General features: G+C 71.1%; 19 protein-coding genes. 12 read left to right on the top strand and 7 right to left on the bottom strand.

The genetic code is table 11. From position 1 onward, the window contains the following. Nucleotides 1-1,880 (top strand): hypothetical protein (locus G6045_RS26870; protein WP_165334690.1); only part of this gene is annotated, 1,880 nt, incomplete at its 5' end. Beyond that, nucleotides 1,877-2,881, top strand: coding sequence for a hypothetical protein (locus G6045_RS26865; RefSeq protein ID WP_165334689.1), 1,005 nt, complete (start codon nucleotides 1,877-1,879; stop codon nucleotides 2,879-2,881). The genes G6045_RS26870 and G6045_RS26865, both read left to right, overlap by 4 nt. A 40-nt stretch (nucleotides 2,882-2,921) precedes the next feature. Here the strand turns inward: G6045_RS26865 and G6045_RS26860 are convergent, their stop codons facing one another. The 3 genes from G6045_RS26860 to G6045_RS26850 all read right to left on the bottom strand — a co-directional run bounded on the left by G6045_RS26860 (nucleotide 2,922) and on the right by G6045_RS26850 (nucleotide 4,949). Continuing rightward, nucleotides 2,922-3,317 (bottom strand): VOC family protein, encoded by a 396-nt coding sequence (locus G6045_RS26860; protein ID WP_165334688.1) that lies wholly within the window; start codon nucleotides 3,315-3,317, stop codon nucleotides 2,922-2,924. Between the two features lie 112 nt (nucleotides 3,318-3,429). Beyond that, complete coding sequence (locus G6045_RS26855) at nucleotides 3,430-3,855, bottom strand: organic hydroperoxide resistance protein (protein WP_165334687.1); 426 nt, start codon at nucleotides 3,853-3,855, stop codon at nucleotides 3,430-3,432. A 74-nt stretch (nucleotides 3,856-3,929) separates the two neighbouring features. Continuing rightward, nucleotides 3,930-4,949 (bottom strand): NADP-dependent oxidoreductase, encoded by a 1,020-nt coding sequence (locus G6045_RS26850; protein ID WP_165334686.1) that lies wholly within the window; start codon nucleotides 4,947-4,949, stop codon nucleotides 3,930-3,932. A gap of 157 nt (nucleotides 4,950-5,106) precedes the next feature. On the opposite strand from G6045_RS26850, the gene G6045_RS26845 reads away from it, so the two are divergent. Together G6045_RS26845 and G6045_RS41630 are read left to right on the top strand one after the other, a co-directional pair. Next, the gene (locus G6045_RS26845) at nucleotides 5,107-5,538 is read left to right on the top strand and encodes a MarR family winged helix-turn-helix transcriptional regulator (RefSeq protein ID WP_165334685.1); all 432 of its coding nucleotides are present in this window, start codon (nucleotides 5,107-5,109) and stop codon (nucleotides 5,536-5,538) included. Nucleotides 5,539-5,584: 46 nt separating this feature from the next. Beyond that, nucleotides 5,585-6,274 (top strand): hypothetical protein, encoded by a 690-nt coding sequence (locus G6045_RS41630; RefSeq protein ID WP_235968331.1) that lies wholly within the window; start codon nucleotides 5,585-5,587, stop codon nucleotides 6,272-6,274. Between the two features lie 41 nt (nucleotides 6,275-6,315). Here G6045_RS41630 and G6045_RS26835 read toward each other — a convergent pair whose 3' ends face one another. Next, entirely contained in the window at nucleotides 6,316-6,948 is a 633-nt protein-coding gene (locus G6045_RS26835) for an SCO2400 family protein (protein WP_165334684.1), read from the bottom strand. Nucleotides 6,949-7,062: 114 nt separating this feature from the next. Next, nucleotides 7,063-8,004 carry an AraC family transcriptional regulator gene (locus G6045_RS26830; RefSeq protein ID WP_165334683.1) on the bottom strand — a complete coding sequence of 314 codons (942 nt, stop codon included), beginning with the start codon at nucleotides 8,002-8,004 and terminating at the stop codon, nucleotides 7,063-7,065. Nucleotides 8,005-8,079: 75 nt separating this feature from the next. Here G6045_RS26830 and G6045_RS26825 point away from each other — a divergent pair, with 75 nt between their 5' ends. Beyond that, on the top strand, nucleotides 8,080-9,105 hold the full coding sequence (locus G6045_RS26825; protein WP_165334682.1) for a zinc-dependent alcohol dehydrogenase family protein: 1,026 nt from the start codon (nucleotides 8,080-8,082) through the stop codon (nucleotides 9,103-9,105). Between the two features lie 25 nt (nucleotides 9,106-9,130). Here G6045_RS26825 and G6045_RS26820 read toward each other — a convergent pair whose 3' ends face one another. Both G6045_RS26820 and G6045_RS26815 read right to left on the bottom strand, forming a co-directional pair. Continuing rightward, the gene (locus tag G6045_RS26820; protein WP_165334681.1) at nucleotides 9,131-10,342 is read right to left on the bottom strand and encodes a PucR family transcriptional regulator; all 1,212 of its coding nucleotides are present in this window, start codon (nucleotides 10,340-10,342) and stop codon (nucleotides 9,131-9,133) included. Next, the gene (locus G6045_RS26815; RefSeq protein WP_165334680.1) at nucleotides 10,342-10,491 is read right to left on the bottom strand and encodes a hypothetical protein; all 150 of its coding nucleotides are present in this window, start codon (nucleotides 10,489-10,491) and stop codon (nucleotides 10,342-10,344) included. Before G6045_RS26815 ends, G6045_RS26820 begins: the two co-directional genes overlap by 1 nt. Nucleotides 10,492-10,755: 264 nt before the next feature. Here G6045_RS26815 and G6045_RS26810 point away from each other — a divergent pair, with 264 nt between their 5' ends. The 7 genes from G6045_RS26810 to G6045_RS26780 form a co-directional block, all read left to right on the top strand. After that, entirely contained in the window at nucleotides 10,756-11,790 is a 1,035-nt protein-coding gene (locus tag G6045_RS26810; protein WP_165334679.1) for a DUF3068 domain-containing protein, read from the top strand. Nucleotides 11,791-12,106: 316 nt separating this feature from the next. Continuing rightward, nucleotides 12,107-13,267, top strand: a complete 1,161-nt coding sequence (locus tag G6045_RS26805; protein ID WP_165334678.1) for a glycosyltransferase family 4 protein — start codon at nucleotides 12,107-12,109, stop codon at nucleotides 13,265-13,267. Beyond that, the gene (locus G6045_RS26800; protein ID WP_165334677.1) at nucleotides 13,264-14,031 is read left to right on the top strand and encodes a class I SAM-dependent methyltransferase; all 768 of its coding nucleotides are present in this window, start codon (nucleotides 13,264-13,266) and stop codon (nucleotides 14,029-14,031) included. The genes G6045_RS26805 and G6045_RS26800 overlap by 4 nt, the downstream gene beginning before the upstream one ends. Continuing rightward, nucleotides 14,028-18,839: a DUF3367 domain-containing protein gene (locus G6045_RS26795; protein WP_165334676.1), complete on the top strand. Its 4,812-nt coding sequence runs from the start codon at nucleotides 14,028-14,030 to the stop codon at nucleotides 18,837-18,839. The genes G6045_RS26800 and G6045_RS26795 overlap by 4 nt, the downstream gene beginning before the upstream one ends. Continuing rightward, nucleotides 18,836-20,137, top strand: a complete 1,302-nt coding sequence (locus tag G6045_RS26790) for a condensation protein (RefSeq protein WP_165334675.1) — start codon at nucleotides 18,836-18,838, stop codon at nucleotides 20,135-20,137. Before G6045_RS26795 ends, G6045_RS26790 begins: the two co-directional genes overlap by 4 nt. Continuing rightward, the gene (locus G6045_RS26785) at nucleotides 20,134-20,883 is read left to right on the top strand and encodes a class I SAM-dependent methyltransferase (RefSeq protein ID WP_165334674.1); all 750 of its coding nucleotides are present in this window, start codon (nucleotides 20,134-20,136) and stop codon (nucleotides 20,881-20,883) included. Before G6045_RS26790 ends, G6045_RS26785 begins: the two co-directional genes overlap by 4 nt. A 2-nt stretch (nucleotides 20,884-20,885) precedes the next feature. Beyond that, the coding region (locus tag G6045_RS26780) for a hypothetical protein (protein WP_206344216.1) at nucleotides 20,886-21,783 on the top strand (898 nt) is incomplete at its 3' end.

The raw sequence follows: 21,783 nt of genomic DNA, 5'->3' as shown, positions 1-21,783 counted from the left end.
TGCCGTGGGGGACTCCGGAAGAGGAGTCGCACCATTGGTATGAGGTCGGGCACTGGGTGAAATCGTTCGTCTGGGACGGCCTGATCGTCGACGGGATCTGGGGCACCATCAAAGGCCTCGGCACCCTCGTCGGCTTCCAGGGCCTCGATGCGATGGGGCAGGCCTGGAAGGGCCTCGCCCAACTCGCGACCGGTCTGCTGATCATGTCCGTGCCGGTCGTCGGCGCGGCATACATGATGGCGCCCGACGACAAACTCCCCTCCTGGCTACGGGATTCACGCACCGCGGTCAAGGAGACCGGCAAAGCGCTGGTCGCGTGGGACGAGTGGGGCAAGAACCCCGCACGCGCCGCCGGTGCGGTCACCTTCAACGTCGTCACCACCGTCTTCACCGGCGGCGCCGGAGCCGGTGTCGCCGGCGCCGGCAAGGCAGGCGCGGTCGCCAAGACGCTGTCGGCGTTGTCGAAGGCGGGCAAGGCCATCGACCCGATGACCTACATCACCAAGGGCGCCGGCGCAGGGCTGACCAAACTCGGCGATGTAATGGCCGGGCTGAAGGGCGTCGGAAACATCGACATCCCACCCCTGCCCGCGAACGCCTTCGAACTGCCCGACGGAGCAGTCAAGTTGCCCGACGGCAACTTCGGGATCCCGCCGGGCGCGACCATCCCCGACGGCGCGGTCCGGGTCTCCGACACCACGTTCAAACTGCCCGAGGGTGCGGTCACCGTCCCCCAGGGCACGGTGAAGCTGCCCACCGAGGCAGGCGTCCCTGCCCAGTACATGGACCCCAAGGGCAACATCCTCGACGGCCAGGGCACCGTCATCCAGCACGCCGACGACGCCCCCAAGCCGCTCGACCCGAACGCCAGGCCGGCCGAACTGCCCCGTATCGAAACGCCGGTTCGCGAGCCCGCCCTCGTCGGCGCGAACCTCGGCGACCTGGGACGCGGCGGCGCGGACGACCTCGGCCGCGGCCCGTCCGCGAGCCACGAGCCGCCCGGCGGCAGTGGGCACACGGAGGGGCCCGGCGGGGGCGATCACACGCCCGGCGCAGGCGGCCATACCGAGGCCCCCGGCGCAGGCGGCTCCGAACTGCCGGCAGGAGGGCACGGCGACGGTCCTGGCAGCACGGGCGACGGTCCCGGCAATCCGCCGAACGACCCGCCCAACGGTCCGCCGGGAAGCGGTGCGGGCGACTCCCCGCACGACTGGGAGCGCCCTGCCGACCGGAACCAGCCGGTGGAGCGCGGTGGACCGCTGGAGCAGCAGGTCCGCGACCAGCTGCGTGGCTCGAAGGTCAAGCCCGGCGACCTGGACAGTGTCCTGGACAACCTGGGGCAGCACCCGAACGGCGCGGAGATCGCCGACACCATCGCGTCGGGTCGCTTCAAGGGAGTCGAGGGCTACGACCAGGTGGTCTCCAGCCTCAGCCACGCGGACAAGATGTCCGGTGGCATCGAGCAGCTCCGTCTGGGCAACCGGCTGCACGCGAATGGCGTCGAGGGCATCTCGTTCGAGGTCAAGGGCGGATCGGAGATCAAACCCGGCGTCGTCACGGGCAAGGACACCGACCTTGACGTCATGGCCAGGGATGCGGACGGCAAGGTCCACGGCTATCAGTTCAAGGACGTCCAGAATCCGAAGAAGGTCGTCGGCAAGATCTTCAGCAACCTGAAGCAGCTCGACGAATCCGGCGCGGACTTCAAGACCTTCGTGGTCGACACGAAGGGTACGCTCGCCGACCTTGCAGATCAGCGGACTGCCCAGCGTCTGACGGATGTGTACGGAAAGACTAACGTTCAGTTCGTCATCCGCGTCGAAGACGGGGTTCTGACGATCCCGCCCGGCGGGACGTTCATGCCGAAGGGAGCGCTGTGATCGCCAGCACGGCAGTTGGCCGTTGGACCTGGGGCCGGGAGGACGAGTCCGGCGACCCGATTCTCGCCGCGTTGCACGCTCTGCTCACAGCTCACGAGGTGCTCGCCACGCACGGTTTCGCCGTCGGCACGACGGTCGCGCAGGTCTCCGTCCACGCGGCGGGCAGCTCGGATGCGCGGCTGTTCGACGGAGATGTTCCGCTGGCCGGGCAGCCGTCCGCGGAGGATCTCGCACGGACGGTCACGGCCGCGCTCCGGCCCGGCGAGATCGGCTCGGTGCACGTGGCGGTCACCCTCGCGGGTGAGGTACGTACGGCGCAGGATGCCCGGGTCGAGCAGGGTGTGTTCCGGCTGGGCAGCTCGGCGCTGCTCGACTTCGTCACCACCGATCTGACGACGTTCACCGACATCTGGCTGCCGTACGACCTGAAGGGCCGCGCACAGCCCGACGTGCACGCGGCGAACGGTCACCGTCTGACCGCGGTCCTCGGCGGCCTGGCCGACGCCCTGGGCACCGAGACCGATCCGGACGATCCGACGTGGTTCGCCAAGCCCTCCGAGCAGGGCGTCAACAACTACTTCGCACCGGACGGCAGCGCATCCGACGTCTGGGACAGCTTCGAAGTCCCGTACCGCAACCGGGTCTTCCAGCACGGTCCCTCATTCGACACCACGGCGTACGCCAGGTCGGCGGACGGTGAGGTGCGCTACCTGCCCGTGGTCAATGAGCAGGGCGTACTCGGCTATCTGTGGGCGTCCGACGCCGAGAGCGCCGCGAGTTTCGAGCCGCGCGAGGCCGCGGAGGAAGCCGGCTACAAGGCCGGCCTCAGCTGGCTGGACCGTCTCGGGCAGACAGCGGCCGACGGACTGCCCCCGACGCAGGCGCTCGCGGAACTGCGGCAGTTGCCCGCGGACGGAGTCGCCGGTGGTGTCCCCTCGGACGCCGAACCCTCGACAGCCACGCTCGCCGACCTCCGCGAGCGCGCCGCAACGGATCGCTGAAGCCGCCTCGCTCCGAGTTCCTGCAGGACCGCGCCAGGCGTCAGTCCTTCACGTCCTGCGGGTACCAGCGCAGTTCGACCGTGTTGCCGTCCGGGTCCTCGATGTAGATGGACTGGGCCGAGCCGCGGGCGCCGAAGCGCGGGACCGGGCCGTCGAGGACCTTGAAGGTGCCCGAGTCGATGACCTGCTGCCAGTCCAACGGGTCCACGGTCAGGCAGATGTGGTCGATATTGGACTCGCCGCGCGGCTTCGCGAAGAGGTCGATGATCGTCGAAGAGTCGATACGGACCGACGGGAAGGGAACCTTGCCCTCGCGCCACTCCTCGACGCGCACCGGCTCGAGGCCGAGCGGGCCGGTGTAGAAGGCCAGCGAGCGTTCGACATCCGTGACGTTCAGAACCAGGTGGTCGAAAGCCTTTACGCGCAGTGTGGTCATGGGGTCCCCCTCCAAGTGGCTTGCTCTTGCGCGTATATGAGAACACGGACGTACGACAACGGCCGCTCCCGGATCACGGGAGCGGCCGTCGTCGAACAGAGGCTGCGGCGGATCAGACGGCCTCGACCGTGACCTCGATGTTGCCGCGGGTGGCCTTGGAGTACGGGCAGACCTGGTGGGCCTTGTCCAGGAGCTCCTGGGCCTTGGCGATGTCGACCGTGGGGATGGTGGCCTTGATGGCGACGATGATGCCGAAGCCCTCGTCGTTCTGGCCGATGCCGACCTCGGCGGTCACGCGCGAGCCGGTGATGTCGGCCTTCTCGTTGCGGGCGACGACGCCGAGCGCACCCTGGAAGCAGGCCGCGTAACCGGCGGCGAAGAGCTCCTCGGGGTTGGTGCCGGCGCCGGAGCCACCCATCTCCTTGGGCGGGTTGACCACGACGTCGAGGTTGCCGGACTCCGCGGCGACGCGGCCGTCACGGCCGTTCTCGGCGGTGGCGACGGCGGTGTACTTGACGTCCGACTGCTGGATAGCCATGAAAGAGCGTTTCCTCCTGTTGTGTGCCCGCCGGGCTCGCGCCCACGACCCTGACAGGCTCTCTGGGGCAGAGATTACTTGACCGGGTTGACGATCATCTTTCCGGTGTTGTCACCGCGCAGGACGCCCAGGAACGCGTCCACACCGTTCTCGATGCCCTCGACGAAGGTCTCGCGGTACTTGAGCTCTCCGGAGGCGACCCAGCCGGCCGTCTCCTGGATGAACTGCGGCGCCATGTCCTGGTGGTCCATGACGAGCATGCCCTGCATGCGCAGGCGCTTGCCGATCAGCATCGCGAGGTTGCGCGGGGCGGCCGGCGGCTCGGTGGCGTTGTACTGGGCGATCATGCCGCAGACCGTGATCCGGCCGTGCACGTTGAGACGGCTGATGGCGGCCTCCAGGTGGTCGCCGCCGACGTTGTCGAAGTAGACGTCGATGCCGTCGGGGGCGGCGGCCTTGAGCTGCTCGGCCACGGAGCCGTTCTTGTAGTTGAAGGCCGCGTCGAAGCCGTACTCCTCGACGAGCAGCTTCACCTTGTCGTCCGAGCCCGCGGAGCCGATCACGCGCGAGGCGCCCTTGAGGCGGGCGATCTGGCCGACCTGGCTGCCGACGGCGCCGGCCGCGCCGGAGACGAAGACCGCGTCGCCCTCCTTGAAGGAGGCGACCTCGAGGAGGCCGGAGTAGGCGGTCAGACCGGTCATGCCGAGCACGCCGAGGTACGTGGAGAGCGGCGCCACGTCCGGGTCGACCTTCTTGGCGTGCTTCGCGGGCACGTCCGCGTAGTCACGCCAGCCGAGGCCGTGCAGTACGTGGTCGCCCTCGGCGAAGCCCTCCGCGTTCGAGGCGACGACCACGCCCACCGCGCCGCCGTCCATCGGCTGGTCCAGCTGGAAGGGCGGGGTGTAGGACTTCACGTCGTTCATGCGGCCGCGCATGTACGGGTCCACGGAGAAGTGCAGGTTCTTCACCAGGATCCGGCCCTCGGCGGGGGCGTCGAGCGGGGTCTCGCGCAGGGCGAAGTCCTCGGTCTTGGGCCAGCCGTGCGGGCGGGCGACGAGGTGCCAGGCGCGGGAGGTGGCGGGGAGGGAAGACATGGGGCGGCCCTTCTGACGGTGCGGACGGCGGGGGTGCGTCAGCCGGTGATTCGGATTCGGGTGGTGCTTGGTTTCAGATCGCGATTTGTTTCAGGTGGTGAAACAACCATGCGTCTTGATATTTCACTATGTCAAGTAAATGGGTACCCTGGTGAGCATGGCCACCACCCCAGTACCCCGCGTCGACCCGCTCACCATCGAGGTCGTCGAACTGATCGGCACCGTGGTGGCCCGCTACCACGAGGAGTACGAGCGGGCGGCGGGCACTCACTCGCTGACCGGCGCCCAGGCCCGGGTCCTCGCCCTGCTCACGCTCGAACCGCTGCCGATGCGCAAGATCGCGGTCCGGCTGAAGTGCGAGCCGTCCAATGTCACGGGCATCATCGACCGCCTGGAGGCCCGGGGCCTGGTGGAGCGGCGTCCGGACCCCCAGGACCGGCGCGTGAAGCTCGCCGCGGTCACGGACGAGGGCCGGCGCACGGCCCGCGAGCTGCGCGACGGCCTGGCCTTCGCCCGCGAACCGCTGGCCGAGCTCTCGCACGAGGAGCGGGTGGTGCTGCGGGATCTGCTGGCGCGGATGCTGGGCTGAGATCGCGTACGCACGACTGTCGGTGCCCCCTTCTAGAGTGGCCCGCATGTCGATACCCGCCCCCGATCTTCCCGTACACGCCCTGGCCCACCGCCCGTTGACGCCCGAGGCCGTCGCCGAGTTGCTCGCCCTGCCGGCCGCGACGGAGCTGCGCGAGGACGAGGACGCGACCGATGCCGAGCTGGCGCGACGCGGCTGGACTTCGGAAGGTGCCCCTTTCGACGGGTACCTGTGGACCGGGCACGGGCATGTGCACTGCTGCGAAAGCCCCTACGCTCCCTTCGGCGATCCGGACGGCCTGCACTTCCTGGCGTTCGGCGAGGTCTACCCCGTCGATCCGGACGACGAGGACGAGGGCCACGACCCCGGGCTGCTCGAGATGATGGACGCCTGGGAGGCCAAGACCGGCTGGGCAGGCCTGCGCCCCGCCACCGTCGCGGACTGCGAAGCCGTCCTCGCGCAGGCCGCGCAAGCCGTGACCGAGCAGTTGGGCGCAGGGCCCGAACGCACCGTGGTCAGCGACGCCACCGTGGTCACAGGACCCGCGATGACCCACCGGATCTGGCGCACCGCCACCCATGCCCTGGTCGTGGGTCCGCACGCGGACAACGGGCCGTACGGCTATCTCACGCATCTCCAGCTGTCGCTCACCCCGCTGGGCTGCGGGCCCGAACTGCCGCCCGCCGGGGACGAGAAGGCGCTGGCGCAGTGGATCACCGCGCACGTCGACTGGTGACCTCAGGCCGCCGAAGGCTCACGTGCGTCAGAGCTGAAGGCTCACGTGCACCAGAACAAGAAGCGTTCGCAGTCCTTCGAGGGGGTCGGCTTGGGCTTCGGCTTCGTGGTGCGGGTCGGGCGGGGTGCGCTCGTGGCGGGCGGATCTTCGTCGGACGGCGCCGGGTCGAGTGTCGAGGCACTGCCGTCCGGGCTCTGCGCGGGGGCGGACGAGGATTCCGATGCGCTCGGTTCGGCCTGGCGGCGGGTGGGCTGGGCGGACGGCGTGGGTCCGTCGCTCGCGGTGCCGGTCTCCGCGAAGGACGAGGACGTGGACGGGTCCGGTGCGGAAGGGTCCGGGGACGAGGACGGGGCCGCCACGTTCTCCGTGGGGTGCTCCGTGCCCAGTTTCGCGAGGCTCAGACCGCCCGCCGCGAGCGCCAGACCGGCCGTCACCAGGAGCACCTTGTGCCGCTTGCGGCGGTGCGCGCGCTGGGACGCGCGGGAGCGCGGGGCGCGTCCGCCGCGGTGGGAGCGGGTGCCCGACGGCTGCTCGTCGGGCTGGTCCGACTCCGGCGCCGCCTCGGTGGCAGCGACCTCTTCGGCGTACCGGCGCACGGCGTCGACGGGGGTTCCGCAGCCGGGGCAGGCCAGGGCGCCGTTGAGGTGGCGGCGACAGGGGTGGCAGTAGTCCATGGTGTGGGGAGGCTAGGCCCACCTGCGGTAACGGCAGATGCAGGCGCTGTGAAAGTTCTGTGGCAAACAGTGAGTCCTGTCGCGCTTGGTGACGGATGAGGCGATGCGGAACCCTCAGGCCGTACGGGTCAGGGGTGCGCCCTGCTTGCGGTAGTGGCCGGGGGCGACCCCGTACTCCCGCTTGAAGGCCTTGGCGAAGGCGAACTCCGAGGTGTAGCCCGCCTGTTGGGCCAGGACGCGCAGCGGCGCGTCGCCCGTGCGCAGGGCGCGGCCCGCGAGTGTCATGCGCCACCAGGTCAGATACGTGAGCGGCGGCTGGCCGACGAGCGTGGTGAAGCGGCGCGCGAAGGCGGCCCGGGACAGTCCGGCGCGTGCGCCGAGCTCCTCCACCGTCCAGGGCCGCGCGGGGTCGTCGTGCAGGGCGCGCAGGGCGGCCACCACCGCCGGGTCGCTCAGCGCACCGGCCCAGCCCGCGGGGCAGTCGGGCTGGTCGGTCAGCCACCAGGTGCGCAGCAGGTAGAGCAGCAGCGAGTCGAGGAGCGCGGGGACGATGGCGTCGGATCCGGGCTGGGGGTCGGCCAGTTCGGCGCCGAGGAGGTCGACGGCCGAGCGCAGCCGGTCGTGCGTGCCGACGCGGGCGGGCAGGTGGATGTACGGCGGCAGGGCGGAGAGAAGAGGGTGCGCGCGCCGTCGGTCGAGTTGGTAGGCGCCGCACATCATCAGGGTGTCGCCGGGCCGAACAGGACCGTCCGGGCGCGGTGGCGCGATCCAGCTGCCGTCGGGGTTGAACTGCGCGTCTTCCAGGGGGGTTTCGGGGTGGCCGGCGAGTCCGTGCCCGTTGCCGTGGGCCATGAACACGATGTCGCCGGGGCCGAGCGCGACGGCCGCGCCGGAGCCCGCGGGCGGGAGCAGCCAGGCGGAGCCCTGGAGGACGACATGGAAGCCCGCTCCGTCGGAGGAGGGGAACCGGATGCCCCAGGGTCCTCGCTCGACGCTGCGGGAGGAGTGCGGCCGGCCGATCCGCATCGCGGCGATGGCATCGCTCAATACATCCACGGGCAAGACGATAGGACATAACCAGGAGCCAGAGGGACATGGATCGTCTTCTCCCTGCTCCGTAGCGTCGTCCGCATGACAACTGACACACAGCACAAGGGCAGGACGGCCGGTGTGACCCGGGCCGTCGTCTTCGACTCGCTCGGCGGTCCCGAGGTCCTGAAGGTGGAGGAGGTGCCGCTGCCCTCCCCCGGCGTGGGCGAGATCCAGGTCCGTGTCGAGGCGATCGGGCTCAACAGGGCCGAGGCGCTGTTCCGTTCGGGCGGCTACTACTACCGGGCGACGCTGCCGGGGTCTCGGCTCGGCTACGAGGCGGCCGGGGTGGTCGAGGCCGTGGGCGAGGGGGTCACGGCGCACGCGCCCGGGGATCAGGTGCTCGCCACCGCCGGTTTCGACTTCGGCACGCACGGGGTGCATGCCGAACGGGTCGTCCACCCGGCCGAGTTCTGGGTACGGCGCCCCGAGGGCGTGGACGCGCGCACCGCCGCGGCGGCCTGGCTGACGTACACCACCGCCTATGGGGCCCTGCACGAGACCGCGCGCATGGCCCCCGGTGACCACGTGCTGATCACCGGCGCCTCAAGTGGCGTGGGGACGGCGGCGATTCAGGTGGTACGGCGCGCGGGCGCGATCCCGGTCGTCACCACGCGGGGCGAGGGCAAGCGGGAGCGGCTCCTGGAGCTGGGCGCGGCCCATGTGATCGTGACGGACACGGAGGACCTCGTGAAGGAGGTCCACCGGATCACCGGCGGCAAGGGCGCCGACCTGGCCTTCGACGCGATCGGCGGCCCCGGCTTCACGACGGTGGGCGACGCGCTGCGGCCCGGCGGCACGGTGGTGCTCTACGGGTGGCTGAACCCGGGCCCCATCCACCTCTCCTTCAACTGGCCGCTCACCGTGCACACGTACAACAACGGAGTCCTCATCGACGATCCGGCCTTCCGTGATCGCGCCCACGCCTATCTGGCCTCGGGTCTCGCGTCGGGCGCTCTGGCGCCGGTGATCGCGGAGACCTTCGACGGGCTCGACCGGATCCAGGAGGCGCACCGGCTGATGGAGTCCTCCGCGCACACCGGGAAGATCGTGGTGCGGGTGGCTTGAGCCCCGGCCTCACCCGCCGCCGACCTCATCCGCCCCCGAGCACCCCCCTCAACCGCTGTGCCCGCAGCACCAGTTCCAGCTCGAAGCGGCGGTCCGGGTCGTCGACCTCGTCGCCCCACAACTCCCTGATCTGGCGCAGGCGGTAGCGCACGGTCTGCGGGTGGACGCCGAGGCGGGCGGCCACCTCGGGGGCGCCGCCGCGGGTCTCCAGCCAGGCGAGCAGGGTCTCCGCGAGGCGGCGGCCGTGGGAGGGGCCGCAGTGCGCGAGCGGCGCGAGGCAGCGGCGGGCGAGGTCGTCGAGGAGCTCCTCGGGCTGGAGCAGGACGAGCGCCTCGGTGTGCTCCGTACAGAAGAGGACTTCGCCGGCGGGGAGCAGCCCGCGTTCCATGAGGCCGACCGCGGCCTCCGCCCAGCGCAGGGACTTGGCCGCGTCCGCGAGCGGCACGGGCGGGCCGATGGCGCCGGACCAGCCGCTCAGCGCACGGCGCAGATGCTCGGCGCGGCCGGCCGCGTCCGGGTCGGGCACGACCATGCGCGGCTGTTCGCTCTCCATGTCGAGCAGGACGCCCTGGCCGACCGGGGGCGCCATGGCCTCGCGGGCCGGGCGGCGAAGGACCCCGACCGCGACCTGTTCGGGCAGGTCCCAGCCGACCCGGGCGGCCCGTTCGGCGAGCGGGTCGGAGGGGTCGCTGCGGTGTTCGGCGAGCAGCAGCTCCATCAACTTGCGCTGCAGGCGCAGGCGTTCACCGGCCTGGCGGGCTGCTGCCTCGGCGTAACCACGTACCGACAAGTCCACAAGGCCGTCCAGATACTCGAAGCCCGCCTCGGCGAGCTCGTACATGGCAGGGGGCGGGATCGCCACCTCCTGTCCGATCTCGGTGAGCCGGCGCCAGGCGAGCCGCACGCCCAGGCGGTAGACCGCCTGCAGGGAGTCGAGGGTGCGGCCGTGCAGCCCTTCGCCGCGGCCGAACTCCTGGAAGATCTCCAGCTGATAGCGCGGCCGGTCCTCGCGGGTGGCGAGCTCCCGTACGAAGCCGTCGAGGGCGCGGCGGATGCCGATCAGGGCCATCGGCTCGCCCGACTCGTCCAGGACGAGCTGGAGTTGGGGGTACTCGCGGCGGATCTCGCGCAGGATGTCGTCGGCGAGCCGCGGCACCTCGTCGAGGGCGCGTTCGGCGAACAGCTTCACCTGCAGTCGCGGCACGTCGCGCCACGCCGAGTGGCCCGTCACGGCCATCAGCGGTCCTGCGGCGTCTCGTAACTGATCAGCGGGGTGTTGGGCTGGTCGGGCGTGGCGTTCAGGAGCGCCACGATGCCGAAGGCCGCGGCGACGGCGAGTGCCGCGGCGACGGCCGCGGTGAGTGCGCCGGCGAGCAGTCTGTGCATGACGGGGTCCGCCTCTCGTCCAAGTCGAGTTCACGTCGAGGTTCACGTCGAGTCGAAGAGAGCGCCCAACTGGTCCACTGCCGGCCCCATCCGGCAAGTGCCCAGTGTTGGGGGTCCATTGACAGTGCGTCAAGAGTGCGCCTACGGTTCCCGGCCCATACAGCACATGCTGTTTTTGTACAGCTCGTGCACGTCTCGCGCACCACCGAACGGCACCCTCGACCGGGGTGCCGCACTCGACCCGACCCTCCTTGGAGTGCCCGGATGCGCCGTACCGCTTCCCCGTTGTCGCTGTTCATCCTGGGGCTGGGCGTGTTTCTGCTCGTCCTCGCCCCCCTGCTCGCGTGGTACGTGGAACCGCGCGCCAAGCGCACTCCGACCGATATCGACACGACGACCGTCTTCACCGGCAAGGGCGCGTATTTCGACACCGGCGAGGTCGAGACCCTGAAGAACCAGGACCTCACGGTCACCCGCCAGGTGCGCGGCGACGTCGCCGACAGCAGCGACGAGGTGGCCGTCTGGGACGTGGTCACCTCGGTCGACTGGACCAGGACCGATGCGGTCCCGGACGATCAGAAGAAGACGACGCTGCCGGCCTCCTCGCCGCACGACTCGCTGCAGTGGACCCAGGAACGCTGGGTCACGGACCGCGGCACCAACCGGCCCGTGCACTGCTGCCAGGAGGAGCCCTACTTCGAGGGCGAGGCGTATCTGAAGTTCCCCTTCGACGTGGAGAAACGCTCCTACCGCTGGTGGGACAACACCCTCGGCGCGACCGTGCCGCTCACGTACGAGGGCAAGCGGAAGGTCCAGGGATACGAGGGCCTGCTGTTCAAGGCGAAGGTGGAGCCGGTCAAGACCGGGACGCGCCAGGTGCCGGGCGTGCTCGTGGGCTCGAAGGCCGGCCAGGTGATGGCCGAGGAGTGGTACGCCAACCACGGGGTCGAGCTGGTCGCCGATCAGCGCACGGGCCGGATCATCTACGCGCAGATCGGGCCCAAGAAGACGCTGCGGGCGCCGGGTTCGGACGAGGACGCGGTGGTGCTGCTCGAGAGCGAGAAGATCGCGTTCACCGAGAAGACCCAGAAGGCGCAGGTCGCGCTGGCCGAGGACGACAGCGCGCGATTGAAGCTGGTCGGGGGGACATTGCCCGTCGGAGCGGGGGCACTCGGGCTCGTGCTGGTGGCGGTCGGCGCGGCGCTCGTCATCCGCGGGCGGGAGCGGCCGAACGCCGGGCCGCCGAACGAACCGGAATCGGGATCGCCGGCGCCCGCACCGGTTTCTGCCCCGGTTTAGACCACTTGCGCCGACACCCGGGTGCCACCGAGGACTTCCTCACGAAGTGATGAGCCGTCAGCCCCAAGTGGGCCCGAAATTGTCACCTCCGTGAGTAGCCGGAGCGAACACGGGGGCGAAAACTGTCTCTCCACTTGAGAGCGCTACCGAAAGTGCACAGCCGGTCCACAGTCGGAAATCCCCACTCGCACCACATGAGTTGACGTGCTCCCCCACAGCACGGCACGACCGTAAGGAACGGCCCCAGCCACCTCCTATCGGCCCCCGAACGATCCCCCCACAGACGTTCCGCACCCCGAGACGAGTTGGAGCTCGAATGCCCCAGCACGTACCCCCCTCGCTGCGCGACCCTTCCCCTCAGGAGGCCCTGCACCCTGCACTCGACAGCGCGGTACCGCCCTACCCGCGCCGCATCGTCTTCCTGGCCCGCCGCGACCTGGGCAACCCGGCCGCCGGCGGCAGCGAACTGCTCGTCGACCAGCTGGCCGAGGGTCTGACCCACGCCGGCCACCAGGTGACGCTGCTGTGCGGCGGACCCGCGGCCTACCGCGACTACCGGGTGGTCTCCGCGGGCGGCGACCTCGCCCACCATCTGCGCGCCCGCTCGGCCTTCGCCCGCCAGGTCGGCGACTGCGACCTGCTCGTCGAGGTCTGCAACGGCATGCCGTATCTGGCGCCCCTGTGGCACCGCGGACCAACGCTGTGCCTCGTCAACCATGTCCACACCGACCTGTGGGGGATGCGCTATCCGGGCCCCGCGGCCCGGCTCGGCCGAAGACTCGAGCACTGGGCGCTGTCCGGCGCCCAGCGCGGCAATCTCCTGGTCGCCGTCTCCCCTTCGACGGCAACGGCGTTGCGCGAGATCGGCGTACCGCGTGAACGCATCCGCGTCGTGCACAACGGCGTGGACGAGCCGGGCCCGCAGGAACCCCGCTCGGAGGAGCCCCTGTTCCTGGCGATGGGCCGGCTCGTCGAGTACAAGCGGATCGATCTGCTCCTGCGGCTGTGGGAGCGGGTCCGCCCGGTCACCGGCGGCCGTCTCGTGATCGTCGGTGACGGTCCCGAGCGGGAGCGGCTCGAGCAGATGGCCGGTCCCGACGTTCAGTTCACCGGACGGATATCGGAGGCCGAGAAGCACCGGCTGCTCTGCGCCTCCTGGCTGCTGCTCCACCCCTCCGCCGTGGAGGGCTGGGGTCTGGTCGTCACGGAGGCCGCGACCCGCGGAACTCCCGCGATCGGATTCGATGTTCCCGGGCTCAGGGACTCCGTGGAGGACGGCGTGACCGGCATCCTCGCCCGCGGTGAGTCCTCGTTCGCGGCGGCCTGGTGCACGCTCGCGCTGTCCGCGGAGCGCCGTAAGGCCATGGGCAAGGCGGCCGCGAACAGAGCGGCGCGCTACCGCTGGTCGCACACCGTGCGCCAGTTCCAGGCCGTGGCCGCGGAGGCGGTCGCACTGAGGCGGGGGCGGGTGCGGTGAGTTCAGCTACGGGGGCGGCGGCCAAGGGCTCTTCCGCGCGAAGGACCAAAGATCCTTCCGTACGGAGGTCCTTGGCCCTGTTCCGTGCGTTCCTGCGCGAACAGCAGGACCCGGAGCACTGCTACACACTGCTCGCCCGCGACGCCGCCGACCAGGTGGAGGCATACGGCCCGCTCAAAGGCCGTACGGTCCTCGACATCGGCGGCGGGGGCGGCTACTTCACCGAGGAGTTCCGCCGGCGCGGCGCGCACAGCTATCTCTTCGAACCCGACGCCGGCGAAATCGGCAAGCAGCCCCCCAAGGGCACCGTGCTCGCCGACGGCTATCTTCTTCCCCTCGCGGACGGGGTCGCCGATGTGGCCTTCTCGTCCAACGTCCTCGAGCACGTGGACGATCCGGGCACCTTCCTCAGCGAGATGGTGCGGGTGACCCGGCCCGGCGGACTCATCTATGTGTCGTTCACGAACTGGTACTCCCCCTGGGGCGGCCACGAGTGGGCGCCCTGGCACTACCTGGGCGCCGAGCGCGCCCGCAGACGCTACGAGCGGCGGGCCGCGAGGCCCGCCAAGCACACACTCGGCGAGAACCTCTACGCGATCCACATCGGCACGACACTCCGCCAGGTACGGGCCCGGGACGACGTCGAGATCGTCTCGGCCCGCTCCCGCTACTGGCCGTTCCTGGCGGGAGCCGTGACGAGAGTGCCCGGACTGCGTGAGTTCGCCACCTGGAATCTCCTTCTCATTCTCCGGCGGTGTCCATGACCAGCACGGTCCAGTCCCCGCAGCTCCCGCCCCAGGCGCCGGCGCCCGACGCGCCGCCGACCCAGGGGCCGCCCGAAGGGCCGCGCTCGCGGCGCTGGCTGCTCGGGTTCTGGGCCGTGGTGTTCGTCCTCTTCCTGGCGGCCGCGCCAGGACGCATGACCTTCGACACCAAACTCGGTGTCAACGTCGATCCGTGGAAGTTCTTCAGCGACCTCGGTCAGCTGTGGCACGACCGCAACGGGTTCGGCGGGATTTCCGACCAGTACATCGGCTACGCCTTCCCCCAGCTCCCCTTCTACGGGATCGCCGACCTCCTCCAACTGCCGGTCTGGCTGACCGAGCGGCTGTGGATGTCGCTGATCGTCGCGACCGCGTTCTGGGGGGCGCTGCGCCTGGCCGAACGCCTCGACATCGGCAACCGTCACTCACGCCTCCTGGGCGCGATGGTCTACGCCCTGTGGCCCACGTACACGATCGTCGTCGGCTCGACCTCGGCGGCGGCCCTGCCCGGCGCCGTGCTGCCATGGGTGCTGCTTCCGCTCGCGAACGACCGGGTGAGCGCACGGCTCGCGGCGCTGCGCTCGGCCGCGATCATCCCGTTCATGGGCGGGGTCAACGCGGCCTCGGTGCTTGCCTCTTTGCTGCCCGTCGGCCTCTACCTCCTGTCCCGCCCGAACAGCCCCCGCAAGCGGGCGATGATCCTGTGGTGGGTGCCCGGCGTCATCCTCGCCACCGCCTGGTGGATCGTCCCGCTGCTGCTTCTCGGCATCCACGGCGAGAACTTCCTGCTGTACGTGGAGACCTCCGAGGCCACCACGGCCACCATGTCCGGCACGGAGGTCCTGCGCGGCGCCGGCAACTGGGTGGCGTATCTGAACTTCGGCGAACCCTGGCTGCCCGCCGGCTGGGACGTGGCCAACGGTGTGCTCCTCATCGTCTGCTCGACGCTCGCCGCCGCCCTCGGTCTCGCGGGCCTGGCCCGGCGCGATCTGCCGGAGCGGCGCTGGCTGGTGCTGACCGTGATCTCGGTCGTCCTGGTCACCATGGCGGGTTACGGGGGTGCGTTCGGCGCTCCGTTCGCCGAGACCTTCCAGGGCTGGCTGGACGGCTGGCTGGTGCCGTTCCGCAACATCTACAAGTTCCAGACGGGTCTCGCGCTCGCGCTCGCCTTCGGTCTGATGCATCTCGTCGGGGTCGCCGCCGTCTCGCGCGGCGCACGTCCCGTGCGGGGGCGGCGCCTCGCGCCCATGATCGCGGCGGTCCTGGTGATCCCCGGGCTGCTGCTTCCGTATCTCAACGGCAATATCCTGCAGCCCGGTTCGTTCCAGAAGCTGCCCACGTACTGGCAGGCGACGGCCGACTGGCTGAAGAAGTACTCGCCCGACTCGCGTGCCCTCGTCGTGCCCGCCACCGCGCACGGCATCTACAGCTGGGGCTCCCCCATCGACCAGCCCCTCGACGTGCTCGCCGAATCGCGCTTCGCCCAGCGGGACTACGTGCCGTTCGGACAGCCCGGCAACCGGCGCGCGATGGACGCGGTCGAGCAGGCGCTGATGACCGGCGGTGAAGTGCCGGGTCTGCAGGACTACTTGAGCCGCGCCGGGCTGTACTACGTCGTCGTCCGCAACGACCTCGACCCCGACCAGGTGGGCTACGTACCGACCTCGACGGTCAAGCGCACGCTCGAGGAGTCCGGCTACGCGCGCGTGACCGGGCTCGGGCCGCAGACGACCGGCGGCCGGATCTCCGACGACACCCCGATCCAGGTCGAGGGTCTGTATCCGCGCTCGCGCGCCGTGGAGATCTACGCGCCGTCGGACGCCACCGAGCGTCCCGGGCAGGCCGGGCTCAAGCCGGCCGCCAACACCGCGGTGCTCAGCGGCGGTCCCGAGGCACTGCTCCCGCTGTCCGCCGATCCGGCGATGCGCAACCGCCCGACCGTCCTGGCCGGCGACAACCACCCGGGCGTCGGATCGCCCGGGCTCCAGGCGGTCGGCGACGGGTTGCGCCGGGCCGACACCCGCTTCGGCCTGGTCAACAACAACACCTCCTATACGTATACGAAGGACGAGCGCAACCACAGCGAGAGCATGCAGGAGCCGGGCCGCAAGCCCCGCCAGGTCCTGCCCAGCGAGGGCATCGAGCACCAGACGACGGCCGTGCTGCAGGGAGCGAAGGAGGTCACGGCCTCGTCCAGCGGCAACTGGTTCTTCTATCTGCCGCAGTACGACCCGGTGAACGCCTTCGACGACAACCCCTCGACCGCATGGACCGAGGGCAGCGCCGGCGAGCCGGAGGGTGAGTGGCTGCGGGTCGCGTTCGACGGCCGGCAGTACATACCGGACGAGCTCTCCGTGACACCGCTCGCGCAGAACGGCGTACGGGCCGCGCCCACCCGGGTGCGGGTCGAGACGGACGGCGGCGGCAAGCCCGTGGAGAGCACGCTGCAGGCGAACGGCGCCGAGCAGAAGATCAAGGCGCCCTCCGGATCGGCGACTTGGCTGAAGATCACGATCCTGGACGTGGAGGAGGCACGGCCCGGCCTGTCCGGTGCGGGCTTCTCCGAGGTGACCGTGCCCGGGGTCAAGGTGAACCGGATGCTCGCGCTGCCCGCGGACGCCGCCGGCACCCAGGCCTCGGCGACCACGTACTCGCTGCACCGCTCCTCCGACCCGGGCGGTCTCGCCCCGCTGTCGGCGGAGACCGGTCTGAACCGGCAGTTCGACGTGAAGACGGCCGGTGAGTACGGCCTCAAGGCGAGCGCGGTGTCGGTGCCCGGCGAGGCCTACGACAAGCTGCTTTACAAGGTCGCGCCCGAGCAGGAGCAGCAGATCATCGCGACCGCGGATTCGACGGCCCAGCTGGGCCGGGGCCTGTCCCCGCGCAACCTCACGGACGGGGATCTCACCACGGCGTGGATCGCCGGGGACTCCAATGTGATCCATCTGAAGTGGCCGGACGCGAAGGCGGTCGACCACATCGTCCTCGCGGCGGCCGGAGGTCTGTCCACCCGGCCGCTGAAGGCGGAGATCAGCTCCCCGGACGGGTCGACCGTCGTCGGTATCGACGAGAACGGCAGCGCCCGCTTCGACCCGATCACCACCGACCGTCTCGACATCACCATCACGGAGACGGCGCCGCTGACCGTCCACAATCCGCTCGCCGACGAGAAGTTGCAGCTTCCGGTCGGTCTGACCGAGGTCTATCTGCCCGACCTGGAGCAGTACCGGACCAAGCAGCCCGACGCGGAGCGGCGCTTCGAGCTCGCCTGCGGCGACGGCCCCGAGCTCACCATCGACGGCTCCCCGCAGCAGACCAGCGCCAAGGGCACGGTCCAGGACCTGATGGAGCGCCGCCCCATCGAGGTCACCCTGTGCGGCGGCGCGGACGGCGTCGAGCTGAGCTCCGGGACCCACCGGGTCCAGGCGGGCGACGAGGGCGCGCTGGCGATCACCGATATCCAGCTCACCCGGGGCACGGCGCCCGAACCCGCCAAGGACCAGGGCTCGTTGACCGTCAACGACTGGGAGGGCGACCGGCGCTCCCTGACGGTCGACTCGGGTGCGGCCGCGTATCTGACGATGTACGAGAACTTCAACGACGGCTGGAAGGCCACCCTCGACGGCAAGGAGCTCTCACCGGTACGGCTCGACGGCTGGCAGCAGGGCTTCCTGGTGCCGGACGGCGCGAGCGGCACGATCGACCTCGAGTTCGAGCCCGCGGCGACCTACGAGATCGGGCTCATCGCGGCCGGTGTGCTCGTCCTGCTCCTGCTGGTCGCGCTGGTCGTCTGGCGCCGTGACACCAACCGGCAGGGACCGTCCCCGGTGCCGCCGGACGCCGGGCTGATCCTCGGCACCGTGGTGCTCACCCTGGTGGGCGTGGTGATCGCGGGACCGTTCGCCCTGCTCGTACCGGCGCTCGCGCTGCTCGCCTGGTGGCGGCACGCGCTGCTCGTGCCGATCGCGTTCGTGGCGATGGCGGGAGCCGGGATCGCGGCCGCCGCCGGGGCCGGACAGGCGACGGTGGCGAACGAGGGTGCGTTCTCGCCCGCGGCCCAACTCCTCGCGCTGATCGCGCTGTTCGCCGCACTCGTGAGCGTGGGGACGGACGGGATGCGCAGGCAGGCGGCCACCAGGATGGGGTCGGGCGCGGCGCCCGCTTCCGGCGGATATCCGGATCCGGGGCCGTACGGGGGCTATACGTCGGGCGGTTCGGGTACGACGCTGCCCCTGGGCACCCCGGCGCCGTACGCCGCGAGTCCCACCCTGTCGGCTCGCGGACGCGGAGCCGCACAGCCGGAGCCGGACGAGGAACGGCCGACCTTCCGGCTGCCCCGTCGCAGGCGGGCCGCGGGAGCGGGTGCCGCGGCCGCGGGTGCCGCAGGAGCTGCGGGTGCCGCCGGTGCCTCGGCATCGGAGTCCGAGCAGACGGAGTCACCCGAGTCCGCCGGGCCCGCGGAGCCGGGGACACCCGGGGAGACGGAGCAGGCGTGGCCGCTGGATCTGGAGAAGTCCGCGCAGGAGCGGGCCGCCGAGGACCCGTCCGGCGCGGAACCGTCCGTCTTCGAGCCGCCCGCGAAGGGCACGCCCGCGTACGGCACGGGTCCGGATCTCGTCGTACGGCCGCTGCCGACGGGTGAGGAGCCGCCGGCCGACGCACCCCCGGCCGACGCTCCGCCGCCCGCCGACACCGCACCGCCAACCGACGAGGTGCCCCCGTACGACGCCCGTCCCGACGACCCGAGGGAGACCCGGGACGCACCTGGCGGCGACGGAGACCGTGGAGACCGATCGGAGGACCGATGACCGCCGTGCAGCACCCCGCCTCGCGACCGGCGGCCACCCCGCGCCGGGTGCCGTTCCCGGTGGTCGACGAGGTGGCACGGCACTGTCTGCAGGAGGAGGAGCCCGAGACCGTACACATCGAGGTGCATCTGCCCGGACAGCCCGACCGGCAGCGGCTGCAAGAGGCTTTCGGTGAGGCGCTGCGCCGCCATCCGCGGATTCTGATGCGGGAGGCGGCGGGGCGCTGGTACCGGCGGCGGTACGAGTGGGAGCTGACGGACGAGCCCGATGTGCCGGTGGTGAGTTTCCCGCCGACCGGCCCGGATGCGCTCAAGCACGCGCGCGTACGGGCGCTGGCGCAGGCTCCGCCGCTGTCCGCGTCGCCGCCGATCCGGCTCGAGATGGTGGAGAACCCGGAAGTGGCGGGAGGGAGCGTGCTGTTCCTGACCATCAACCACACGGCGCTCGACGGTCCGGCCTGTCTGCGGGTGCTCGCCACGGCGGCGGAACTGTACGGCGGGCGGGACAACGCGCCCGCGGCGCCTCCGGTCCGTACCGAGGGCTCCGAAGCGCCGGCCGTCGACATGCCGAGTTCCTGGGCGCCGCCCGCGCATGTGGCGGCCGGCACCCCGGAGCGCTCCCCCGGCAACGGCATGCTGATCGCCGAACTGGCGGTGCCGCGGCGCGAGAAGGGCGTCCCGTACACGGTCAACGACCAGCTGATGGTCGCCACCGCGCTGATGATCGCGCACTGGAACCGTGAGCACGGCAAGGCGCCGCGGCCGATGCGGATCACGATGCCGGTGGACGACCGTCCGCGCGGTGCGGAGATGCCGATCGGGAACGGTACGCGCCTTGTCGAAGTGCCGTTCGCCGCCGAGGAGTTGGACGCGTCGAGAATGGAGGAGCTGCTGCGGCTGACCTCCGAGCGGACCCGGGCCCTGAAGTCCGTGGAGCGTCCCCAACTGGGCCGCGGTGCGGCCCTGTTGACCGCCCCCGTGGTCCCGGTGGCCTGGCGGGCGGCGGTCACGCGCGGGCTGCGCAAGGCGGTCGGCCCGTGGACCTCGACCACCCTGCTCAGCAATATCGGCCGGGTCCCCTACCCGCTGGACTTCGGCGACGCGGGCCGGGCGCACGCGGTGTGGTTCTCGGCGCCGGCCCGCGTCCCGCGCGGCCTCACGGTCACGACCGCGTCGACCGCGGGCCGGCTGCACTTGGCGCTGCGCTGGTCGAAGTCACTGCTCAGCGCGGGCGACGGGTCACACCTGCGCGATCTGTTCGAGCACTACCTGCACGCGACGGAACCGGGGCGCTCATGACCACCACACAGCGCCGTCCGCGCCCGGGCCTGCGGGACTTCTACGAGAACCCCTCGGTGCCCGTGGCCTCCGGCGACGCCCGCAGCCTGCGCCAGGCGCGGATGCTCGCCGACGCGCTGGGCCCGGCGGTGGCCGCCCCGGCCACCGTGCTCGACATCGGCTGCGGTGACGGTTCGGCCGCGCTGACCGCGGCTCCCCTGCTGTCCGGCCATCGCGTCATCGGTGTCGACTGGTCCCAGGACGCCCTGCGCCGCGCCCGTACGCACATGTCCGATGTCGTACGCGGCGAACTCACCGACGGCGGCTTGCCGTTGGCGGACGGCTGCGCGGACGCGGTGCTCTTCAGCGAGGTCATCGAGCATCTCGTGGACCCGGACGCGGCCCTCGACGAACTGCGCCGCGTGCTGCGCCCCGGCGGCCATCTGATGCTCTCCACGCCGAACCTGGCCGCCTGGTACAACCGCGCCCTGCTCCTGGCCGGAGTACAACCGGTCTTCTCGGAGGTCAGCCTGCGCGGCATCCACGGCCGGCCGGGCTCGGAGGTGGTGGGGCATCTGCGCCTCTACACGGCCCGTGCGCTACGGGAGTTCCTGACCGCCTCCGGCTTCGAGGTCGTACGGATGGCGGGCGCCCCCTTCCACGGCGTACCGCGTCCGCTGCGCGCCCTGGACCGGGCCGCGTGCCTGCTGCCCTCGGCGTCCTCGATCCTGCTCGTCCATGCGCGCAAACCCGGAGGCGGAGGCTAGCCATGTGGTGGGGGGTGGCGGCGGCACTGCTGGCGAACGCGCTCTACAGCGTGGGCTTCGTCCTGGAGAAACGCGCCCTCACCTCGATGCCCTCGCTCAACATCAGCCGGCCCTTCCGGCTGCTCGCACACGTCCTGAGCAGCCCTCTGTGGGTGGGTGGCGCGGTGGCCCTCGCGGCCGGCTTCGGCGCGCAACTGCTCGTCTACCGCACGCTGCCGATCGCCGCGGCCCAGGGCATCTTCGTCTCCGGCCTCGTGCTGCTCGTCATCCTGTCGGCGCGCATGCTGGGCGAGCGGACCAGCAGCCGGGAGCGCTGGGCCATCGCCGCGATCCTGGCCGCGCTCCTGATGGTGGTGCTCTCCCTCAAGGAGGGCGCGGACAAGGTCGGCACGCACGCACCGGTCCTGACGGTCATCGTCGTCTGCGTCCCGTCGCTCGCGGCCGGCCTCTGGCTGTACGCGGCGGTCGACGCCCGCGCCCGCAACAGCCGGCACCGGATGCCCACCAGCGGCGTCGGGTACGGAGTGGCCGTCGGGCTGCTCTACGGCGTGAGCTCCCTTGCCATCAAGGGCGTGTCCAGCCATCTGCTCGCCGACGACGGCCGGCGCTTCATGGACCGCTTCCTCGACCTGCTGATCTCCCCGTATCCCTATCTCCTTTGCTGTACGGGCGTGTTCGGCCTGATCATGTCGGCCGCGGCGCTGCAGCGCTCCCGCGCGTCCCTGATCGTGCCGGTGTGCACGGTCGTGACCAGCCTGTACACGGCGGTGCTCGGCTCCCTCGCGTACGGCGAACCGCTCCCCACCGATCCGATACGCCTCGGCCTGCGACTCGCAGGCACGGCCCTCGCGGTAGCAGTCCTCCTCGCCCTCCCCCGCCACGACACGGACACCCCCGCGC

This window comes from Streptomyces mesophilus (assembly GCF_011044995.1).
Taxonomy (GTDB): domain Bacteria; phylum Actinomycetota; class Actinomycetes; order Streptomycetales; family Streptomycetaceae; genus Streptomyces; species Streptomyces mesophilus.
Note: the sequence above shows the minus strand (reverse complement) of the source record. Positions and strands in the feature narration are given on the sequence as shown.

Bases quoted from the DNA above. Each gene is read 5' to 3' on its own strand.
- G6045_RS26860 (WP_165334688.1), bottom strand. From the start codon at position 3,317: ATGACCACACTGCGCGTAAAGGCTTTCGACCACCTGGTTCTGAACGTC.
- G6045_RS26855 (WP_165334687.1), bottom strand. From the start codon at position 3,855: ATGGCTATCCAGCAGTCGGACGTCAAGTACACCGCCGTCGCCACCGCC.
- G6045_RS26850 (WP_165334686.1), bottom strand. From the start codon at position 4,949: ATGTCTTCCCTCCCCGCCACCTCCCGCGCCTGGCACCTCGTCGCCCGC.
- G6045_RS26845 (WP_165334685.1), top strand. From the start codon at position 5,107: ATGGCCACCACCCCAGTACCCCGCGTCGACCCGCTCACCATCGAGGTC.
- G6045_RS41630 (WP_235968331.1), top strand. From the start codon at position 5,585: ATGTCGATACCCGCCCCCGATCTTCCCGTACACGCCCTGGCCCACCGC.
- G6045_RS26835 (WP_165334684.1), bottom strand. From the start codon at position 6,948: ATGGACTACTGCCACCCCTGTCGCCGCCACCTCAACGGCGCCCTGGCC.
- G6045_RS26825 (WP_165334682.1), top strand. From the start codon at position 8,080: ATGACAACTGACACACAGCACAAGGGCAGGACGGCCGGTGTGACCCGG.
- G6045_RS26820 (WP_165334681.1), bottom strand. From the start codon at position 10,342: ATGGCCGTGACGGGCCACTCGGCGTGGCGCGACGTGCCGCGACTGCAG.
- G6045_RS26815 (WP_165334680.1), bottom strand. From the start codon at position 10,491: ATGCACAGACTGCTCGCCGGCGCACTCACCGCGGCCGTCGCCGCGGCA.
- G6045_RS26810 (WP_165334679.1), top strand. From the start codon at position 10,756: ATGCGCCGTACCGCTTCCCCGTTGTCGCTGTTCATCCTGGGGCTGGGC.
- G6045_RS26805 (WP_165334678.1), top strand. From the start codon at position 12,107: ATGCCCCAGCACGTACCCCCCTCGCTGCGCGACCCTTCCCCTCAGGAG.
- G6045_RS26795 (WP_165334676.1), top strand. From the start codon at position 14,028: ATGACCAGCACGGTCCAGTCCCCGCAGCTCCCGCCCCAGGCGCCGGCG.
- G6045_RS26790 (WP_165334675.1), top strand. From the start codon at position 18,836: ATGACCGCCGTGCAGCACCCCGCCTCGCGACCGGCGGCCACCCCGCGC.
- G6045_RS26785 (WP_165334674.1), top strand. From the start codon at position 20,134: ATGACCACCACACAGCGCCGTCCGCGCCCGGGCCTGCGGGACTTCTAC.